Source organism: Streptomyces sp. NPDC026206 (assembly GCF_040638465.1).
Taxonomy (GTDB): Bacteria; Actinomycetota; Actinomycetes; order Streptomycetales; family Streptomycetaceae; genus Streptomyces.
In genome coordinates this window covers 207,837-224,366 of record NZ_JBEZYL010000007.1, presented here as the reverse complement: position 1 = coordinate 224,366, position 16,530 = coordinate 207,837, and the positions used below count along the sequence as shown (strand labels likewise).

Here is a 16,530-nt window from a genome sequence, read left to right as displayed (position 1 = left end):
GGGCGCCCCGACGGGTGCGTTCCCGCCGCCCCGCTACCTTCCCCGTCCCGCGCCCGCATGTTCCAGCGGTTCCGGCTCGGCCTGCCGGCCCAGGGACGGCTCGTCGGCGGGAGCGGGTTCACCGGCCGGGGAGCACGGGCGGGGAGCCGGCCTGCGGACGGCGGCTATGCCGACACCCGCCAGCACGATCAGCCCGCCGAGGGCCGCCATGGGCGCCGGTACGGCACCCAGGCACACCGCGTCCAGGGCCAGCGCCGCCACCGGAACCGCGTACAGGACGAGGGAACTCGTCGAGGCGGAGGCGGCCCTGAGGACACGCGACCATGTACAGAACGCCAGGACCGTGCAGCCGAGGCCCAGCCACACCACGGCAGCGGTCTGCTGCCATCCGGCCGTCACCAGTTGACCGGCGGCATCCGGGGTGAAGGCCAGCAGCGGGACGAGGCCGAAGAGGCTGCCGTAGAAGATGCAGTCCATGCCGGAATAGCGGCGCAGCAGGGGCTTCTGCAGGATGAACGACGTGGCCTGGGCGGCCGCCGCCAGCACGATCATCCCCATGCCCGCCTGCGAGCCGCCTCCGCCACCGCCGGCCGATGCGACCACGAGGGCGCCGCACAGCGCCACCATGAGCCCTGCCACTCCCCGGGCACCGGGGCGCTCGCGCAGCACCAGCATGCCCAGGGCGGTGGCGAACACCGGTGAAGTGGCCACGAGCATGGCGGCTGTGCCGCCCTCGACGTGCCGCTCACCCGCGTAGAGCAGCAGTTGATAGGCCGTCATTCCGGTCAGGCCGAAGCCCGCCATGCGGACGAGGTCACCTCGCCGGAGACGGCTGATGCGCCCGGTGAGAACGCACGGGAGCAGGAAGGCGACGGCGAAGGCCAGGCGCAGTACGGCCATGGCTGTCGGGGAGTAGCCCTGGAGCGCGATGCGGATCGCGGGGAAGGCCGATCCCCACAGAATCGCTGTCGCGGCCATGAACTTCCAGGGAGCCGTCGGCCGGCGTTCGCCCAGCAACGGAAACACCGCCTCATCGGGTCGGAGATCGGACACCGACGAAGCTACCGAGCTTCGACCTATAAGTCGAATAAAAGATTCCGTCACTACCTCAAAGACTTCCTTGGGGGAACGGCTCCGGTCTCCCTCCGGGCGCCCTGTTGCCGCCTCGGATGGCTCCTTTCGGCGGGCCGGGGTCCCGGCACGCCCGTACCCTCGGAGCGAGAGCCGGCGCGGCAGCGCCCCCTGACGGCAGAGGAGCACCGGTGATGAGCGGGGCCGAGAGTGCGGACCATGTCAGTGTTCATCTGACCGGGTGCGGCCATGAGGACGCGCGTGCGGTGTTCGCGGCGCTGGAGGCGGCCTTCCCCGAAGGCACCGGCCTGGCGCGCAGCGAGGCCCGCGCCGCCGCCCCCGGGGCGGGGCCCACGATCTGGTCCATGGTCGTCGACGCGCGGACGCGCAGCCCGCGGGAGGAGGGGGCCGCCCGTACGCAGCCGGTCACGACCGTCACCGCCGACCTCTTCGGTGCGGCCGACCCCGTACGCCAGGTCAGGGAGGAACTGGAGTCGGCCTTCGGCGTGGAGAGCCTCGGCACGGTGCCCGGGGAGCACGAGCTGGAGGTCCGCCTCCGGCTGACGTCGCGCACCGACGCCTAGCGCCCCGGCCCCGGGTGGTGGGGGCGGCCGGCCGGGCTTAGCGTGGAAATGACAGCCATAAGGCACCGCACTCACCCCCCGGCAGGGTTCATGTGCACCTGCCGGCCGGGGCCGACGGCGTCACCGCTCCGCACACGGTGGCGCTCGCGGGGGCCGGCGGCACGTACGACCTGTGCCGATCGCCCCTTTCGCGCCCCCTCGGTCTTCGGCTCCTCCTCGACGCGGACCGTGGGGGCTCGTTCCTGTGCGGGTATGCGGAAGCGACGGTTCCGCGCGCCGGTACAAGCGGTGCCTGTCGGCGTCCGGCTCAGGCCGGGGCTGCCACCGCCATGACCCGCCCGCCGACGTCGACCGTGCCGTCGGCGTGGAAGCGCGTCAGGATGCGGGAGGCCGCACCCTGCCGGATGGTCAGGGAACGGCCCAGCTCGGCGGTCAGGGCGACGGCCGCGGCACCCGTGGCCTCGTCCTCGGCGATGCCGTCACCGCGCCGCGGGAAGCCCCGGGCCCGCACCCGTCCGGCGGCCTCGTCCTCCCAGGCCCAGGCGTACAGCCATCCGTCCCCCGGTGGCGGCGCGGGCAGCGCCTCGACCTCGGCCACGGTGGCGAACCGTTCGGTACGCCGTCCCGTCGCCCATTCGGCCCGCCCCCGGATCCAGGTGGTCTCCCCCTCGTCCCACGTGGGCACCTCGCCCGCAGGAGGGCGGAGCACACTCCCCCCGCACCCTCGCGCTCGCAGCAGCCACGCGACGCCGACCAGTGGATGCCCCGCGAACGGCAGACGGTCACTGGGGGTGTAGATGTCGACGCCGCCGGAGGGGCCGTCATCGACGAACACCGTCTCGCTGAAGCCCAGTTCCGCCGCCAGCTCCTGCCGGGCCCGCGCACCGGGGACGGCGCCGCCGTTCTCGACGACTCCGAGCGGATTGCCGCCCTCACCCCGCGGACCGGCGAAAACGCGTACCACAACATGATCGACCATGAAGTGATTGAAACAGCTGAGGCGGGAAGAGGCACAGGGTGCCCGAACTCACCGACCCACTGACGACCCTGGTACGACGTCACAGGGAACCCGCCGTCGTGCAGGCGGTCCGTTCCACGCTGGCCGCGGTGATCTCGTACGTGGTGGCCCTGCAACTGAGCAATGAGCCGGCGCCGCTGACCGCACCGCTGACAGCACTGCTCGTCGTGCAGGTCACGCTCTACTCCACCCTCACCACCGGTATCCGCAGAGTCAATTCCGTGGTGGCGGGCGTGCTCATCGCCATCGGCTTCAGCGCCCTGGTGGGCCTCACCTGGTGGAGCCTGGGGCTGATCATCCTGGCCTCCCTGGTCATCGGGCGCTTCGTCCGCGTGGGTGAATTCGTCCCCGAAGTGGCGATCAGCGCGATGCTCGTCCTGGGAGTGACCCGGGTGGCGGAGACCGCGTGGGACCGGGTGCTGGAAACGCTGATCGGCGCCGTCGTGGGCCTGTTGTTCGACGTGATGTTCGTGCCCCCGGTGTGGGTGGAGCCGGCGGGCGAGGCGATCGAGCATCTCTCGCGCCGGATGGGACAGCTGCTGCAGCGCGTCGGTGACGAGGTCTGCGGCCACACGCCGGTGGCGGAGGCTGCGGCGAGGCTGCACGAGGCGCGCAAGCTCGACCACGACATCGTTCAGGTGGACGCCTCGCTCAGGCAGGCCGAGGACAGCCTCAGGCTCAACCCCCGGGTCAAGGAGGGACTGCTCTTCCGGGTCGTCCTGCGCACCGGGCTCGACGCCCTGGAGATCGCCGCGGTCGTGCTCCGGGTGATCTGCCGCACCCTCACCGACCTCGCCAAGGAACGGACGGAGGAGTCGCTGTTCGCCCCCGACGTGGCCGAGGCCCTGCAGGATGTGTTCCGTCACCTCGCGCGCGCCGTCGAGAGCTTCGCCGTGCTGATCACCACTCAGGTCAGCGCCAACGCGGAGGAGGCGGAGGACCGGCTCGTGCGCGAGCTGGCCGCCGGCCGGGCCAGCCGCGACCGAGCCGCGGAGCTGCTGCTGGTAGCCGTCCGGCGGCATCCCCGTCAGTGGCAGTTGCACGGTGCGCTGCTGGCCGAAGTGGACCGCATCCTCGACGAACTGGACGTGGAGAAGAGGACCGAGCGGCTGGCGGAGGAGCTCGACCGGGCCGCTCGTGAGCAGCGCGACCGCCATCCGCGGCTGCACAGGGTCCAGCGGCGGCTGCGCAGCAGCGGTTACGGGTGGCGCCGCATGAGCTGGTTCAACAACCGGGACTGAGCCGGTCGGGGGCTTTCCCCTCCCCGCCCTTTCACCGTTTCCTGTCCTCAAGCGCCGGACGGGCTGGTTGTGGCCGGACGGGGTGGATGCGGCCCGGCGGGATGGATGTGACCCGGCGGCGTGGATGACGGCCCAGCGGGCTCGATGCGGACGGGCGGGCTCGATGCCGCCCGGCGGCGTGGATGCGGCCGGACGGGCTCGATGCCGCCCGGCGGGCTCGATGTCGCCCGGACGGGGTGGATGCGGCCCGGCGGGCTCGATGTGGCCGTGGTCTCAGGCGCCGGACGGGACCGGCTCGCCGAGCTGGCTTGTTTCGCGGGTCAGGTCCGCCAGGACGCTTCTGAGGCCGGTGAGGGTCTCCTCGTCCGTGACCCGGCCGTTGGTGATCTTGACGGTGGCGCACGGGATCCGCAATTCGTGCGGCAGCACCCGTGCGCTCATCACCTGCAGGGTCTCCCGCAGCCACGCCTGGGCGCGGGCGCCGCCGGTCATCGACGGTGAGGCCGTGACGACGGCGACGGGCTTGTCGACCAGTTCACCGCTGCCGACCACCCACTCCAGGCCGTTCTTCAGGACGCCGCTCGTCCCGTGGGCGTACTCGGGGCTCGTGATGAGCACGGCGTCGGCGGCCGCGAGCCGGGCACGGAAGTCCAGCACCTCGGCGGGCGGGCACTCCCGCTCCACGTCCGGGTTGAAGAAGGGGAGGCCGCCCAGCCCTTCGTAGACCGTCATGGCGACGGGCGGCCGGCACAGGCTCGCGGCCGTGTGTGCCACAGCGGAGTTGAGCGAGCCCTGCCGCAGACTTCCGCAGAGAGCCAGGAGGTTGATGGGGGGCATGCACTCACCTGTCGAGAGACGCGGGCTTCCTTCGCGCCCGATCGTCGCATCCCGTCCCGGGCACTGCGCGGCCAGGGTCCGCGGCCGCGCCCGGGCGACGGCAGGCCCCCTAGCGGGAGGCGTCCTCGGGGCGGCCGATTGCCCGGCCCCGGCGGGCCGGGCCGCGGCCGGCCGGCTGCTCGGGGGCGTGACCGGCGGTGATGGCGGGCACCTGGCGGGATTCCGGGGAGCCGGCCGAGACCGTCAGGCACTCACCGCAGTGGCGGATGCCGAGGGACTCGCCGTCCAGCAGGGTGTAGGTCGCCGTCCTGCCGGTGATCTCCACCCGCAGGCGCTGCTGCCGGAACTGCACCGTGAAGGCGAGGCGGCCCAGCTGTTCGGGCAGGCGGGGAGTGAACCCGATCCGGCCGTCGTCCTCACGCAGCCCACCGAAGCCGATGACGAGGGCGAACCACGTACCGGCGAGGGAGGCGATGTGGATGCCGTCGCGGGTGTTGCCCTCCAGGTCGGAGAGGTCCATCATCGCCGCTTCGCCCAGATAGTCGTAGGCCAGCCGGGTGTGGCCGACCTCCGCGGCCATGACGGCCTGGCCGCAGGCGGACAGTGAGGAGTCACGCACCGTCAGCTGCTCGTAGTACGCGAAGTTGCGGGCCTTCTCCTCCGCGGTGAAGGCGTCTCCGCGCAGGCACATGGCGAGGACGAGGTCGGCCTGCTTGACGACCTGTTTGCGGTAGAGGTCGAAGTAGGGGAAGTTCAGCATCAAGGGGTACTGGTCGCCCTGGGTGTGGGCGAAGTCCCACAGCTGGTGGCGGGTGAAACCCTCCGACTGCTCATGCACCTGCAGCTCGGGGTTGTACGGCAGCGTCATGCGTGTGGCGGCGTCCCGCCAGGCGGCGGTCTCCTCGTCGTCGACGCCGAGCGCCGCGGCCAGGTCCGGGTGGCGTTCCACCAGGGCCGCGGCCTCGCGCAGATTGTGCTGCGCCATCAGGTTCGTATAGACGTTGTCGTCCGAGACGGCGCTGTACTCGTCCGGGCCGGTCACGCCGTCGATGTGGAAGTCGCCGTGGTGGTCGTGGTGGCCCAGGGAGCGCCACAGCCGGGCGGTCTCCACGAGCAGCGGCAGCCCGACCTCGCGCTCGAAGCCGTCGTCGCACGTGGCGCGGATGTAGCGCACCACCGCGTCGGCGATGTCGGCGTTGATGTGGAACGCCGCCGTCCCGGCCGGCCAGTACCCGGAGCACTCGTCGCCGTTGATGGTCCGCCAGGGGAAGGCGGCGCCCTGCAGGCCCAGTTGACGGGCGCGTTCCCGTGCGGCGGGCAGGGTGTTGTACCGCCAGCGCAGGGCCTGCTCCACCGCCTGGGGCGCGGTGTAGGTCAGGACGGGCATGACGAACGTCTCGGTGTCCCAGAAGCAGTGGCCGTCGTAGCCGGGACCTGTCAGCCCCTTGGCGGGCAGGGCCCGCGCCTCTCCGCGGGCGCCCGCCTGCAGCACGTGGAAGAGGGCGAACCGCGCGGCCTGCTGGATCTCCGCGTCGCCGTCCACCTCCACGTCCGCCCGGGCCCAGAAGCTGTCGAGGTACTGGCGCTGTTCGTCGACCAGGCCGTCCCAGCCGGTGCTGACCGCCCCCGCAAGGGCGGCGTCGACCTGGTCGTGCACGGCCGGCGTCGAGCGCATCGCCGACCAGCCGTGCGCCACGAGCTTCTCCACCCGCAGCCGCTGCCCGGAGCACAGCCGCGAGGTGATGGTGACGCGGGCCAGGTCCTCGCTGCTCTCGGAGGACATCTCGGTCTTCTCGCCGCCCTCCACGACGTGCGAGGCGGACACGCCCAGGCGCAGGCCGCTGCGGTCGGTGCGGTGCAACAGCCGGATCCGCGGGCCGTGGGCGGCGTGCTGCTCGGAGACCAGCGGCGCCTCCAGCAGCGCGGCCGCCCGCGGATCGCCCGCGGTGCGGGGCAGTTGTTCGTTGGCGACCAGCTCGGACTGGATGACGATGCGTACGTCGCCGTCCAGCGGCTCGACCTCGTACGCGATGGCGGCCACCGCGCGCTGGGAGAAGGAGACCAGCCGGGTCGACCGGACCCGTACGCTGCGCCCGCTCGGCGAGGTCCACTCCGCGGTGCGGTGCAGCAGCCCGGTGCGGAAGTCCAGGATCCGCTCGTGCTTGTGCAGCTTGCCGTAGCGCAGGTCGAAGGGCTCGTCGTCGACCAGCAGGCGGATCAGCTTGCCGTTGGTGACGTTGATGACGGTCTGGCCGGACTCCGGGTAGCCGTAGCCGGCCTCCGCGTACGGCAGGGGCCGGAACTCGTACACACCGTTGAGGTAGGTGCCGGGCAGGCCGTGCGGCTCGCCCTCGTCGAGGTTGCCGCGCCAGCCGACGTGCCCGTTGGACAGGGCGAAGACCGATTCGCTCTGGGAGAGCACGTCGAGGTTGAGTTCGGTCTCGAGCAGGCACCAGGGTTCGACCCGGTAGGCCGGATGAGTGATCACGACGCTTCCTCCAGCAGTTCGGCGAGGTCGTCGACGACGACGTCCGCACCGTGGCGGCGCAGGGCCTCGGCCTGGCCGGCCCGGTTCACCCCGACGACGAAGCCGAACTTCCCGGCCCGTCCCGCCTCCATTCCGGCCAGGGCGTCCTCGAACACCGCGGCCTGGGACGGTGGTACGCCCAGGGCGTGGGCGGCGGCGAGGAAGGTGTCCGGCCGGGGTTTGCCCGGCAGGTGCTGTTCCGCCGCGACCACCCCGTCGATGCGTACCTCGAAGAGCCGGTCGATGCCTGCCGCGACGAGCACGTCGTGGCAGTTGGCGCTGGAGGACACCACCGCGCGGTGCAGGCCGGCGGCCCGGGCGGCCTCGGCGTAGCGGACGGAGCCGGGGTAGGCACGCACGCCCATCTCCTTGATCTTCTGCAGGACGAGCGTGTTCTTGCGGTTGCCGAGGCCGTGCACGGTCTCCCTTTCCGGCGGGTCGTCGTCGTCACCCTCGGGCAGGTGGATGCCGCGTGAGGCGAGGAAGGAGCGCACCCCGTCGGCCCGGGGCATTCCGTCGACGTATTCGTCGTAGTCCGTGACCGCGTCGAACGGGCGGAAGCCCGCGCCGTCGCGGCGGCGGAGGAAGGCGTCGAACGTCTCCTTCCATGCCGCCGCGTGCACGGTGGCCGTCTGCGTGAGCACGCCGTCCATGTCGAACAGGCAGGCGCGGATGGCGTCGGGAAGTCCGAGAGTCGTCATGGTGTCCCGCTTCCCTGATCGCCGGAAGCCATGTCCGGCAGGTACCAGTGGTGGGGGGCGATGAGCTGCTGGGCGCTCGCGGGCCCCCATGAGCCGGCGGCGTACGGCTCCACCTCCCCGGGTGCCTGAAGGAGCGGGGCGGAGATCTCCCAGAGCCGCTCGATGCCGTCGGCGCGGGTGAACAGGGCCTGGTCACCGAGCATGGCGTCCAGGATCAGCCGTTCGTAGCCCTCCAGTCCGTGCCGCTGCTCCACGGAGTCCGCGTAGTGGAAGGTCATCCGTGCCGGGCCCAGGCGCATGGCCGGGCCGGGCTCCTTGGCCAGGAAGCAGGCGGCGATCCAGCCGGGGTCGTCGAAGTCGACGACCAGCGTGTTGCCCCGGCCGGTGCGGGGGCGGTCGGGGAACATGCTCAGCGGTGGTTGTCCGAAGTGGAGCGTGACGACCTGGCGCCGCTGCCCGAGGGCCTTGCCGGAGCGCAGATGGAAGGGCACGCCGGCCCAGCGCCAGTTGTCGATCTCGGCCCGCAGGGCGATGAAGGTCTCGGTGTCCGAGTGCGGGTCGACGCCGGGCTCGGCGCGGTAGCCCTCGTACTGGCCGCGCACGACGCGGGCGGGGTCGAGGGGCTTCATCGCCTGGAAGACCTTGGTCTTCTCGTCCCGCAGGGCCTTGGCGTCGAGCGAGACCGGCGGTTCCATGGCGACGAAGCCGAGCACCTGGAAGAGGTGTGTGACGACCATGTCCCGGAAGGTTCCGGTCTCCTCGAAGAATCCGGCGCGGCCCTCGATCCCGATGGTCTCGGGCACATCGATCTGGACGTGGCTGATGTGGTCGCGGTTCCAGACGGGCTCGAAGAGGCCGTTGGCGAAGCGGAGGGCGAGGATATTGTCGACGGACTCCTTGCCGAGGAAGTGGTCGATGCGGAAGACCTGCGACTCGTCGAAGACGGCGTGGACGGTCTCGTTGAGGGCGCGCGCCGAGGCCAGGTCGGTGCCGAACGGCTTCTCGATGATGACGCGGGCGCCGTCGCCGAGCCCTGTCCGGCCGAGCGTCCCGACGACGGAGGCGAAGGCACTCGGCGGCACGGCGAGGTGGAACAGCCTGCGCGGGCTGCCGCCGACGGCCCGTTCCGCCGCGCCTACGGCGGCCAGGAGCGGCTGCGGGTCCTCGGGGTCGGCGGCGCCGAAGCTCAGCCTGGCCGCGAACGCCTCCCACTCCCGGCCCGCGGGATCGCCGCTCCCGAACTCGCGGACGGCGTCCCCGGCGTGGGCGCGGAACTCCTCGTCGGTGAGTGCGGCCCCGCTGGGCGCCGAGCCGACGATCCGGTAGTCGCGTGGCATGAGGCCCGCCCGGTCGAGGCGGTGGAGGCCGGGGAGCAGTTTGCGCCGGGCGAGGTCGCCGGTGGCACCGAACAGCACGACGACGTGGTCGTCCGGGGTGGCGCTCTTCGCGCCCTCGCGCCGGTGGCCCGGTCCGCGCTCCTTCAGCGTCTGGGTGGCCTTCACACACCCACCTTCCGGCAGGCGCCGCCCGGGCGCGATTCGCTTCACCCGTTCGGCCGCCGCCGGTCAGCGGGCGGGCGGCGGCCCGGTGGCCGGGGTGTGGCGGTGCGGTGTGCGGGTCGTTGCGGCCGGAAGCGGCCGGCCCGGGAGTGCTGTCAGCGGACCGGCAGCCGGCGGGGGCCGCGCACCAGCAGGCCCGGGCGGTAGGGAAGACCGGCCGGGTCGGCCGCCAGGCCCATACCGGGGAGGGCGCCGAACAGGCGCGGCAGCGCGACGGCCGCTTCGAGGCGGGCCAGGCGGGAGCCGAGGCAGAAGTGCGGGCCGTGTCCGAAGGCCAGGTGCGGGGCGGGGCGCCCGGCGCCGGTCAGGTAGCGGGCCGGCCGGAAGTCGTCGGGCGACGGGAAGTGGCCGGGGTCGCGGTTGGCGGCGGCGAGGACGACGAGGACCGAGTCCTCGGCCGGTATGACCGTTCCGCCGCCGAGGTCGACGCGCTCGGTGGTACGCCGCCAGGTCGTTCCCTCCAGGGGGCTCGCGTGCCGCAGCGTCTCCTCGGTCACGGCGTCCCAGTACGCGTCACCGCCGCGCAGCGCGGCGGCGGCCTCGCCGGCGTGGGTGAGCAGCAGCAGCGACGCCGAGGCGAGCAGGTTCATGGTCGTCTCGTAGCCCGCGAACAGCAGCAGGAACGCCATGGCCAGCAGCTCGCCGTCGTCGAGGCCGCCTTCGCTCGCGTCGTGCACCAGCGCGCTGAACAGGTCGTCCCCCGGGGCGCGGCGCTTGTTCCCGATCAGGGTGGTGAAGTAGGCGTGGAGCCGGGTCCAGGCCTCGTCGACCGCGCCCTGGGCGAGCGCGTCGGCGGGCGATCCGACCCGGTACGTCCACTCGCGCAGGTCCGCCCGGTCGGCCTCGGGTACGCCCAGCACCTCGCCGATGACCAGCACCGGCAGCGGAAAGGCGAAGGCGTCCACCAGATCCGCGGTGCCTTCCCGCTCCAGCCGGCCGGAGAGCTCCGCCACCAGCCCGTCAGCCAGCCGCTCGATGCGCGGGCGCAGCGCGTCCACGCGGCGCGGGGTGAACGCGGCGGTGGTCAGCCGGCGCAGCCGCACGTGGTCGGGGGCGTCGGAGTTGAGCATGTGACGGGCCAGGCACCCGCGGGCGCGCTGGGCCGGGGAGTCCGGCTTGGGCCGGCCCGCTGCGGCCGGCGGCACGTTGGAGAAGCGCGCGTCGGCCAGGACCGCCCTCGCCTGCTCGTACCCGGTGACGAGCCAGGCGTGTGTGCCGTTGGCCAGTTGCACCCGCGCCGCGGGGCCCCGGGCGCGCAGCCGCGCGTAGTAGGGGTACGGGTCGCGCGCGAAGCCGGGGTCCGCGGGGTTCAGGAGATCGGGCACGCCCTCATCCTGACCGATCGCGGATCGCTTCCGCCGGTGGGGTCCTGTTCAGCGCTGACGGGCCCGGCCTGTGTGGTTCCTACAACAAGCCGGGGGCGGCCAGCCGGCCGCTCAGCGGCCCAGTGCCTTCTTCAGCTCGTCCTTGGTCATGTCGGAGCGTCCGTGGATGTTCCTCTTCTTGGCCTCGTTGTACAGCTGGTCCCTCGTGGGCCCCTGCGCTCCGGAGTGCGACCGCCGGCCACCGCGTTCGGAGGAGGACATGTCCTCCAGCGAACTACGGCTGGCCGTCCTGGACTCGCCCGAGCGGGCCCGCTCCTTGTTGACGGTCCGGCTCGCGATCTCCTTGGCGCGCTTGTCGCTCTCGCCGCGCTCGCGGGCGCTGTCCCTGATGTGTTCGTACTGCCGCTCGCGCTTCGGGCTGGATCCCCTGGGCATCTGCCGCTCCTTCGCTTGCGTGCCGTGCTGTTCTACGTTGCTGCTACCCACTCCCAGCCTGGCATGCGCGGCACGGCGGCGCAGGGCGTGGCCGTGCCGATGGGAGCCGGCTCAGCCGCGCACGCCGGGTGTCCGGCTGACCGTGCGTCCCAGCCGGCCCGCCGTTCGCGCGAAGGCCGCCGCGTCGTGGACCGCCGCTCCGCCGGGGTCGTTGTTGAAGTAGGCGTACACATCGGCCCGGTCGGGCCAGGTGTCGGCGACGCGCCCGGCCCAGGTGGCGAGCGCCTGGCGGCCGTAGCGCGGCCACGGCCGGGCCCGGCCGGCGTGGAAGCGCACGTAGCCCCAGTCGGCCGTGCGCCACAGCGGGGTCACCGGCCGGGAGTCGTGGTCCGCCCAGCACAGCGCCGCGCCGCGGCGTTCCAGTACGGCCCGGATGTCGTCCGTCCACCACGACTCGTGCCGGGGTTCGACGGCCACGCGCACCGTGTCGGGGAAGCAGCCGAGCGCGGCGTCCAGCATCCCCGCGTCGGCCCGGAGCGTGGGCGGCAACTGCAGCAGTACGGGGCCCAGCCGGTCCCCGAGGCCCGCCGCGTGCCGCATGAGCCGCTGGACGGGCTCCTCGGGGTCGCGCAGCCTCTTGATGTGGGTGAGGAACCGGCTGGCCTTGACGGCCATCACGAACCCGTCGGGGGTACGGTCGTGCCAGTCGGTGAACGTCTCGGGCTTCGGCAGTTGATAGAAGGCGTTGTTGTTCTCGACCGTCGTGAAGTGCCCGGCGTATTCCTCCAGCCACAGCCGTTGCGGCAGGTCGGCGGGGTAGAGGTCGCCGCGCCAGTCCTTGTACTGCCATCCCGAGGTTCCGACGAGCAGGGGCATGGGGTGATACCTGCCCCCAGGCTCCGGGGTGCTCACCGGGGGCGGTGTGATTCCAGCCGGATGCGGGGGCCGGTGCGGGCGGCGGGGTGCCCCGGCCCGGCACGGCTTGGTTGACTGGCGCTGTGAACTGCATCTTCTGTGCGATCGTGGCGGGCGAGACGGCCGGCCACCGGGTCTTCGAGGACGAGGCCGTGGTGGCCTTCCTGGACGCCCGCCCCCTCTTTCCCGGCCATGTGCTGGTCGTCCCGAGGCGGCACGCCGAGACGCTCACCGATCTGCCCGCCGCGGAGGTGGGGCCGTTCTTCACCCGGGTGCAGCGGATCGCGGGGGCCGTGGAGCGGGGCATGGGGGCGGCGGGCTCGTTCGTCGCCGCCAACAACCGGATCAGTCAGTCCGTGCCGCACTTCCATGTGCACGTCGTGCCGCGCAACCCCAAGGACGGGCTGCGCGGCTTCTTCTGGCCCCGCACGCGCTACGCCTGTGACGAGGAGGCCGCGGCGGTGGCGGCACGGGTGCGGGACGCCCTGGCGGACGGCGGCCCGGAGGCCGTCTAGCCCCGGGCCGGGCGGGCGGGCCTATATGGACTATCACCCCGAATCCCGTCATATTGGAAATACGGCTTTCCCGTCTTCCGGGGCCCCCGGAGCCGGCCCCGGGGCCGGAGGTGGATCATGCGGTTCGACGACCGAGTGGACGCCGGTCGGCGCCTGGCCGAGCGGCTGGGGCATCTGCGCGGTGCGGATCCGGTCGTTCTCGGCCTGCCGCGCGGCGGTGTCCCGGTTGCCTTCGAGGTCGCCCGGGCGCTGGCCGCCCCGCTCGATGTGATCCTCGTGCGCAAGCTGGGCGTGCCGTACCACCGCGAGCTGGGGTTCGGTGCCATCGGCGAGGGCGGCGTACGGGTCATCCGCAACGACATCGTGCGCATGAGCCGGGTCGGCGAGGACGACCTGGCCGAAGTGGAGCGCGCCGAGGAGAGCGAGCTCGCCCGGCGCGCGGAGCGGTTCCGCGCCGGCCAGCCGAGGATCCCGTTGGAGGGACGTACCGCGGTCGTCGTCGACGACGGCATCGCGACCGGTGCCACGGCGTCGGCCGCCTGCCAGGTCGCCCGGGCGCAGGGCGCGGCGCGCGTGGTGCTCGCCGTGCCGGTGGCGCCCCCGGACGCCGCGGCGGCGTTCCGCGAGGAGGTGGACGAGCTGGTCTGCCTGAGCACCCCGGCTCTCTTCTCCGCGGTCGGCGAGTGGTACCGCGACTTCTCCCAGACCTCGGACGAGGAGGTCGTGGAGCTGCTGCGCCAAAACGCCGCCGAGGCCGGGAGCGGCGGTGGCGGCGAGGCCCACGCCGGCTCCCTGCGGCTTCCGGTGGACGAGGGGCGCGTCGCGCTCGCCGGAGACCTGGCCATGCCGGCCGGCGCCCCCGGGCTCGTGGTCTTCGCGCACGGCAGCGGCAGCAGCCGGCTCAGCCCCCGCAACCGCGCGGTGGCCGAGGCCCTCAACGAGGCGGGGCTCGGCACGCTCCTGTTCGACCTGCTCACCCCGCTGGAGGAGAACGACCGGGCGAACGTCTTCGCCGTCGAGCCCCTGGCGCGCAGGCTGACCGAGGTCACGCGCTGGCTGCGCCGCCGCGAGACCGTGCCCATCTGCTACTTCGGCGCCAGCACGGGCGCCGCCGCCGCGCTGTGGGCCGCCTCGCAGGACGGCATCGCCGCCGTGGTCTCCCGCGGCGGCCGCCCCGACCTCGCCGGCCCTCACCTGGCCGAGGTCACGGCCCCGACCCTGCTCATCGTCGGCGGCCACGACGAGACGGTGCTCGATCTCAACCGGCGGGCGGCCGAACAGCTGCGCTGCGAGAACCGGCTGGCCGTCGTGCCGGGCGCCACCCACCTGTTCGAGGAACCGGGAGCACTGGACGCCGTCGCTGACCTCGCGCGGGACTGGTTCACCGCCCATCTGGCGGCATCCGCCCCCACAAGCCCACCGAGCGACAGTCTGTAGGTGATCACCATGGAGACGATCGTCGACTGCAACATCGAGATGGAGTTCCGCGAGATCGACGCCACCACCCAGGCGGACGTGCGGCTGCGCATGCACGACGGTTCGCAGATGACCTCCCAGGGCATCGCCAACCGCAACCCCGACGACCGCCGCCAGCAGCGCGTCGGCGAAGAGGTCGCGGCGGCCCGCGCGCTCAACGGCCTCGCCGAGCAGCTGCTCGACAAGGCGGGTGACCAGATCCAGGAGGTCATGCACGAGCCGGTGCACCTGACGCGCTAGGAGACGCACGAGGAGCGGAGCGAGCACATGTCGCACACAGCAGAATGGAAGGTCCGCCTTCAGCTCGTCGAGGACGGCGACAGGACGGAGGCACGCGTGGTCCTCGACACCGGGACCACCTCGCTCACCGGCACGGGAGCCGCCCGGCGCGCCCCGGGCGACGAGGACGCCCCGGAGATCGGCGACGAGTTCGCGGCGGGGCGGGCCCTGCGCGACCTCGGCAGCCGGCTCCTGCACACCGCCGAGCAGGACGTCGAGGCGCGGGGCGCGGCCCCCGATCCCAGGACGTCGCCGGTGTATGGCTGGTCGATGTGACAGGGGTACTACTGGCGGCCCGGCCTCACTCGCCCCGTCGCCTGCCCGTCGCCTGCCGGTGCCGTCCGCGCCGTCACAGCAGCGGGCCCAGCGGCCCGAGATCGAGGTTGAGGTCCTCGAGCGTCAGCCCGTAGCGGGAGCACAGCTCCTCCGTGCGCTGTGCGAGCAGCATGAGGGTCAGCCCGATGCGCTCCTCCTGTTCCTCGGTGAGGTCGCCCCGCTCCACGCGCCGCACGGCCTGTCGTTCCATGAGCTGACGCAGCAGCTCCACGATGGTGAGCACCAGCCTGACCAGGTCACGTTCCACGGTGGCCTGGTCGAGTTCCATGCGTCGCGTCATGCGGTTCCCTCCGGCCAGGGCACGGGGACGGCGGCGTCGACCGAGCTGATGAGCGCGTGCAGGTCGATGCGCACGAGGTCGACGTCGGCGATCCGCAGGGTGAGGTCGCCGGTGAGCACGACGCCGCCCGCCAGCAGCCTGTCGAGCAGGTCGACCAGGGCGATCCTGCGCTCCGGGAGCGGGCCGTCGCCGGTCATGGGGCCTCCATGGCAGAGGTGCCCGCACCGGCGAAGGAGTACGGGGCCCACGGCCCGGTCAGCTCGACCCGTATGCCGTCGCCGGGGGCCCGGTCGGCGAGTTCGCCGACGGCCGAGGTGAACCGTGGTCCGTCCGCGTGGCGCACGAGGTATGCGGCGTTGAGGATGTTGTGGCCGGGGTGGCGGGAGAGCTCGGGGTTCTGCGGCGGGTAGAGCCGGGTCTCCTCGGCGAGGGCGGCGAGCGTGGCGTGCACACCGCGCGCGGCCTCCTCCACGCGCCGTGCCTCCTTCTCGTGCGCGTGCCGTTCGGTGACGCGGCGCCGGAGGTAGTCGCGGCCGGACATGGCCGCGCGCGGAGCACCGGTGCGTGGGCCGCCGGGGGCCGGTGCGGGCGGTGCGTCCGCGGGGAGCGCGTGGACCTTGACCCCCCATTCGGTCCGGCCGTCCAGCCGGTCGAGGGCCGAGCCGAGCAGCGAACGCCGGCTCTCCAGCATGGTGCGCACGCCCGCCTCGTCGTGGAAGACGGTGGCCAGCCGCAGGGGCAGGACGCACGGTCCGGTGGCGGTCACCGTGTCGATCACCCTTTGGTGGGCGCGCGCGATCTGCTCGAGCCGGTCGAGGTTCTCCAGCCGCGCCGGCAGCCGCCCTTCGCCGTAGTCCGCCGCGGGCACCGGCCCGGCGAGCGCCATGAGGCCCAGGTGCCGTACACCGCCCACGGGTTCACCGGCGACGCCCGTGACGTTGTCCAGGGCGTCGGTGACCGCGTCGGAGTCCCGGGTCACGGCATAGATGTACAGGTACAGCTGTTCCGCGTGTTCCGCGTCTTCCGCGTGTTCCGCGGTATTCACCGGGGCCCCTCCTTCCGTTCCTCCTGCGCTTGCTGCGTTTCCTTCGCTTCCTTCGCTTCCTTCCGTTCCTGCGGTCCGGCGGCGTGTGCGGGCAATCGCCCTTCGTCGCCCGGGCCGGAGCCGAGTTCGCTCCTGCGGGCACCGGAGGAGAGGGCGGGGTCGTTCTCCCACCAGTCGATGCCCATTTCCTTCGCCTTGTCGACGGAGACGACGAGCAATCGCAATTTGATGGTGAGCAGTTCGATGTCAAGCAGGTTGACGCGGATATCGCCCGCGATCACGATGCCCTTGTCGAGCACCCTCTCCAGGATGTCGGCGAGGTTGGCCGAACCGTCCGTGCGCGCGGGCGCCATTCGTTCGCTGATGCCGCCGTTCAGGCCGCCGTT

Annotated in this window: 19 protein-coding genes; 6 read left to right on the top strand and 13 right to left on the bottom strand. The window is 72.6% G+C overall.

All coding sequences use genetic code 11. The annotated features are described in order from the left end of the window. Nucleotides 1-33 precede the first annotated feature (33 nt). The gene (locus tag AB0F13_RS13720) at nt 34-978 is read right to left on the bottom strand and encodes a DMT family transporter (RefSeq protein ID WP_362080121.1); all 945 of its coding nucleotides are present in this window, start codon (nt 976-978) and stop codon (nt 34-36) included. A 287-nt stretch (nt 979-1,265) separates the two neighbouring features. Between AB0F13_RS13720 and AB0F13_RS13715 the strand changes: the two genes are divergently transcribed. After that, on the top strand, nt 1,266-1,655 hold the full coding sequence (locus tag AB0F13_RS13715) for a hypothetical protein (protein WP_362080118.1): 390 nt from the start codon (nt 1,266-1,268) through the stop codon (nt 1,653-1,655). 307 nt (nt 1,656-1,962) lie between these two features. Here AB0F13_RS13715 and AB0F13_RS13710 read toward each other — a convergent pair whose 3' ends face one another. Then, complete coding sequence (locus AB0F13_RS13710; protein WP_362080115.1) at nt 1,963-2,634, bottom strand: PhzF family phenazine biosynthesis protein; 672 nt, start codon at nt 2,632-2,634, stop codon at nt 1,963-1,965. 38 nt (nt 2,635-2,672) lie between these two features. Here AB0F13_RS13710 and AB0F13_RS13705 point away from each other — a divergent pair, with 38 nt between their 5' ends. Further along, complete coding sequence (locus AB0F13_RS13705) at nt 2,673-3,914, top strand: FUSC family protein (protein ID WP_362080112.1); 1,242 nt, start codon at nt 2,673-2,675, stop codon at nt 3,912-3,914. A 273-nt stretch (nt 3,915-4,187) separates the two neighbouring features. On the opposite strand, the gene AB0F13_RS13700 is transcribed toward AB0F13_RS13705, so the two are convergent. The 7 genes from AB0F13_RS13700 to AB0F13_RS13670 all read right to left on the bottom strand — a co-directional run bounded on the left by AB0F13_RS13700 (nt 4,188) and on the right by AB0F13_RS13670 (nt 12,174). Further along, nucleotides 4,188-4,751, bottom strand: coding sequence for an NADPH-dependent FMN reductase (locus AB0F13_RS13700; RefSeq protein WP_362080109.1), 564 nt, complete (start codon nt 4,749-4,751; stop codon nt 4,188-4,190). Nucleotides 4,752-4,860: 109 nt separating this feature from the next. Further along, complete coding sequence (locus tag AB0F13_RS13695) at nt 4,861-7,239, bottom strand: glycosyl hydrolase family 65 protein (RefSeq protein ID WP_362080106.1); 2,379 nt, start codon at nt 7,237-7,239, stop codon at nt 4,861-4,863. Further along, nucleotides 7,236-7,979 (bottom strand): beta-phosphoglucomutase family hydrolase, encoded by a 744-nt coding sequence (locus AB0F13_RS13690; protein WP_362080103.1) that lies wholly within the window; start codon nt 7,977-7,979, stop codon nt 7,236-7,238. Before AB0F13_RS13690 ends, AB0F13_RS13695 begins: the two co-directional genes overlap by 4 nt. Beyond that, nucleotides 7,976-9,481, bottom strand: a complete 1,506-nt coding sequence (gene zwf, locus AB0F13_RS13685; RefSeq protein WP_362080100.1) for a glucose-6-phosphate dehydrogenase — start codon at nt 9,479-9,481, stop codon at nt 7,976-7,978. The genes AB0F13_RS13690 and zwf overlap by 4 nt, the downstream gene beginning before the upstream one ends. A 152-nt stretch (nt 9,482-9,633) precedes the next feature. After that, nucleotides 9,634-10,863 carry a cytochrome P450 gene (locus tag AB0F13_RS13680; RefSeq protein WP_362080097.1) on the bottom strand — a complete coding sequence of 410 codons (1,230 nt, stop codon included), beginning with the start codon at nt 10,861-10,863 and terminating at the stop codon, nt 9,634-9,636. A 111-nt stretch (nt 10,864-10,974) separates the two neighbouring features. Further along, nucleotides 10,975-11,298 (bottom strand): plasmid stabilization protein, encoded by a 324-nt coding sequence (locus AB0F13_RS13675; protein WP_362080094.1) that lies wholly within the window; start codon nt 11,296-11,298, stop codon nt 10,975-10,977. A gap of 111 nt (nt 11,299-11,409) precedes the next feature. Further along, nucleotides 11,410-12,174 (bottom strand): DUF72 domain-containing protein, encoded by a 765-nt coding sequence (locus AB0F13_RS13670; protein WP_362080091.1) that lies wholly within the window; start codon nt 12,172-12,174, stop codon nt 11,410-11,412. A 122-nt stretch (nt 12,175-12,296) separates the two neighbouring features. On the opposite strand from AB0F13_RS13670, the gene AB0F13_RS13665 reads away from it, so the two are divergent. The 4 genes from AB0F13_RS13665 (at nt 12,297) to AB0F13_RS13650 (ending at nt 14,759) form a co-directional block, all read left to right on the top strand. Beyond that, complete coding sequence (locus AB0F13_RS13665) at nt 12,297-12,728, top strand: HIT domain-containing protein (RefSeq protein ID WP_362080088.1); 432 nt, start codon at nt 12,297-12,299, stop codon at nt 12,726-12,728. Between the two features lie 117 nt (nt 12,729-12,845). After that, on the top strand, nt 12,846-14,165 hold the full coding sequence (locus AB0F13_RS13660) for an alpha/beta family hydrolase (protein WP_362080085.1): 1,320 nt from the start codon (nt 12,846-12,848) through the stop codon (nt 14,163-14,165). Between the two features lie 9 nt (nt 14,166-14,174). Further along, entirely contained in the window at nt 14,175-14,444 is a 270-nt protein-coding gene (locus AB0F13_RS13655) for a DUF1876 domain-containing protein (protein WP_362080278.1), read from the top strand. A 27-nt stretch (nt 14,445-14,471) separates the two neighbouring features. After that, complete coding sequence (locus AB0F13_RS13650; RefSeq protein WP_362080083.1) at nt 14,472-14,759, top strand: dsRBD fold-containing protein; 288 nt, start codon at nt 14,472-14,474, stop codon at nt 14,757-14,759. 73 nt (nt 14,760-14,832) lie between these two features. Here the strand turns inward: AB0F13_RS13650 and AB0F13_RS13645 are convergent, their stop codons facing one another. The 4 genes from AB0F13_RS13645 to AB0F13_RS13630 are packed head-to-tail and all read right to left on the bottom strand — an operon-like array spanning nt 14,833 to nt 16,497. Beyond that, nucleotides 14,833-15,099, bottom strand: a complete 267-nt coding sequence (locus AB0F13_RS13645) for a gas vesicle protein K (protein ID WP_362080080.1) — start codon at nt 15,097-15,099, stop codon at nt 14,833-14,835. After that, the gene (locus tag AB0F13_RS13640) at nt 15,096-15,296 is read right to left on the bottom strand and encodes a gas vesicle protein (RefSeq protein WP_362080077.1); all 201 of its coding nucleotides are present in this window, start codon (nt 15,294-15,296) and stop codon (nt 15,096-15,098) included. Before AB0F13_RS13640 ends, AB0F13_RS13645 begins: the two co-directional genes overlap by 4 nt. Further along, complete coding sequence (locus AB0F13_RS13635) at nt 15,293-16,144, bottom strand: GvpL/GvpF family gas vesicle protein (protein WP_362080074.1); 852 nt, start codon at nt 16,142-16,144, stop codon at nt 15,293-15,295. Before AB0F13_RS13635 ends, AB0F13_RS13640 begins: the two co-directional genes overlap by 4 nt. Next, entirely contained in the window at nt 16,141-16,497 is a 357-nt protein-coding gene (locus tag AB0F13_RS13630; protein WP_362080275.1) for a gas vesicle protein, read from the bottom strand. Before AB0F13_RS13630 ends, AB0F13_RS13635 begins: the two co-directional genes overlap by 4 nt. Nucleotides 16,498-16,530 lie beyond the last annotated feature (33 nt).

Excerpts from the sequence above, each read along its gene's own strand:
- AB0F13_RS13720 (WP_362080121.1), bottom strand. The coding sequence starts at position 978 with ATGGCCGCGACAGCGATTCTGTGGGGATCGGCCTTCCCCGCGATCCGC.
- AB0F13_RS13715 (WP_362080118.1), top strand. The coding sequence starts at position 1,266 with ATGAGCGGGGCCGAGAGTGCGGACCATGTCAGTGTTCATCTGACCGGG.
- AB0F13_RS13710 (WP_362080115.1), bottom strand. The coding sequence starts at position 2,634 with ATGGTCGATCATGTTGTGGTACGCGTTTTCGCCGGTCCGCGGGGTGAG.
- AB0F13_RS13700 (WP_362080109.1), bottom strand. The coding sequence starts at position 4,751 with ATGCCCCCCATCAACCTCCTGGCTCTCTGCGGAAGTCTGCGGCAGGGC.
- AB0F13_RS13690 (WP_362080103.1), bottom strand. The coding sequence starts at position 7,979 with ATGACGACTCTCGGACTTCCCGACGCCATCCGCGCCTGCCTGTTCGAC.
- AB0F13_RS13675 (WP_362080094.1), bottom strand. The coding sequence starts at position 11,298 with ATGCCCAGGGGATCCAGCCCGAAGCGCGAGCGGCAGTACGAACACATC.
- AB0F13_RS13670 (WP_362080091.1), bottom strand. The coding sequence starts at position 12,174 with ATGCCCCTGCTCGTCGGAACCTCGGGATGGCAGTACAAGGACTGGCGC.
- AB0F13_RS13660 (WP_362080085.1), top strand. The coding sequence starts at position 12,846 with ATGCGGTTCGACGACCGAGTGGACGCCGGTCGGCGCCTGGCCGAGCGG.
- AB0F13_RS13655 (WP_362080278.1), top strand. The coding sequence starts at position 14,175 with ATGGAGACGATCGTCGACTGCAACATCGAGATGGAGTTCCGCGAGATC.
- AB0F13_RS13650 (WP_362080083.1), top strand. The coding sequence starts at position 14,472 with ATGTCGCACACAGCAGAATGGAAGGTCCGCCTTCAGCTCGTCGAGGAC.
- AB0F13_RS13645 (WP_362080080.1), bottom strand. The coding sequence starts at position 15,099 with ATGACGCGACGCATGGAACTCGACCAGGCCACCGTGGAACGTGACCTG.
- AB0F13_RS13640 (WP_362080077.1), bottom strand. The coding sequence starts at position 15,296 with ATGACCGGCGACGGCCCGCTCCCGGAGCGCAGGATCGCCCTGGTCGAC.
- AB0F13_RS13630 (WP_362080275.1), bottom strand. The coding sequence starts at position 16,497 with ATGGCGCCCGCGCGCACGGACGGTTCGGCCAACCTCGCCGACATCCTG.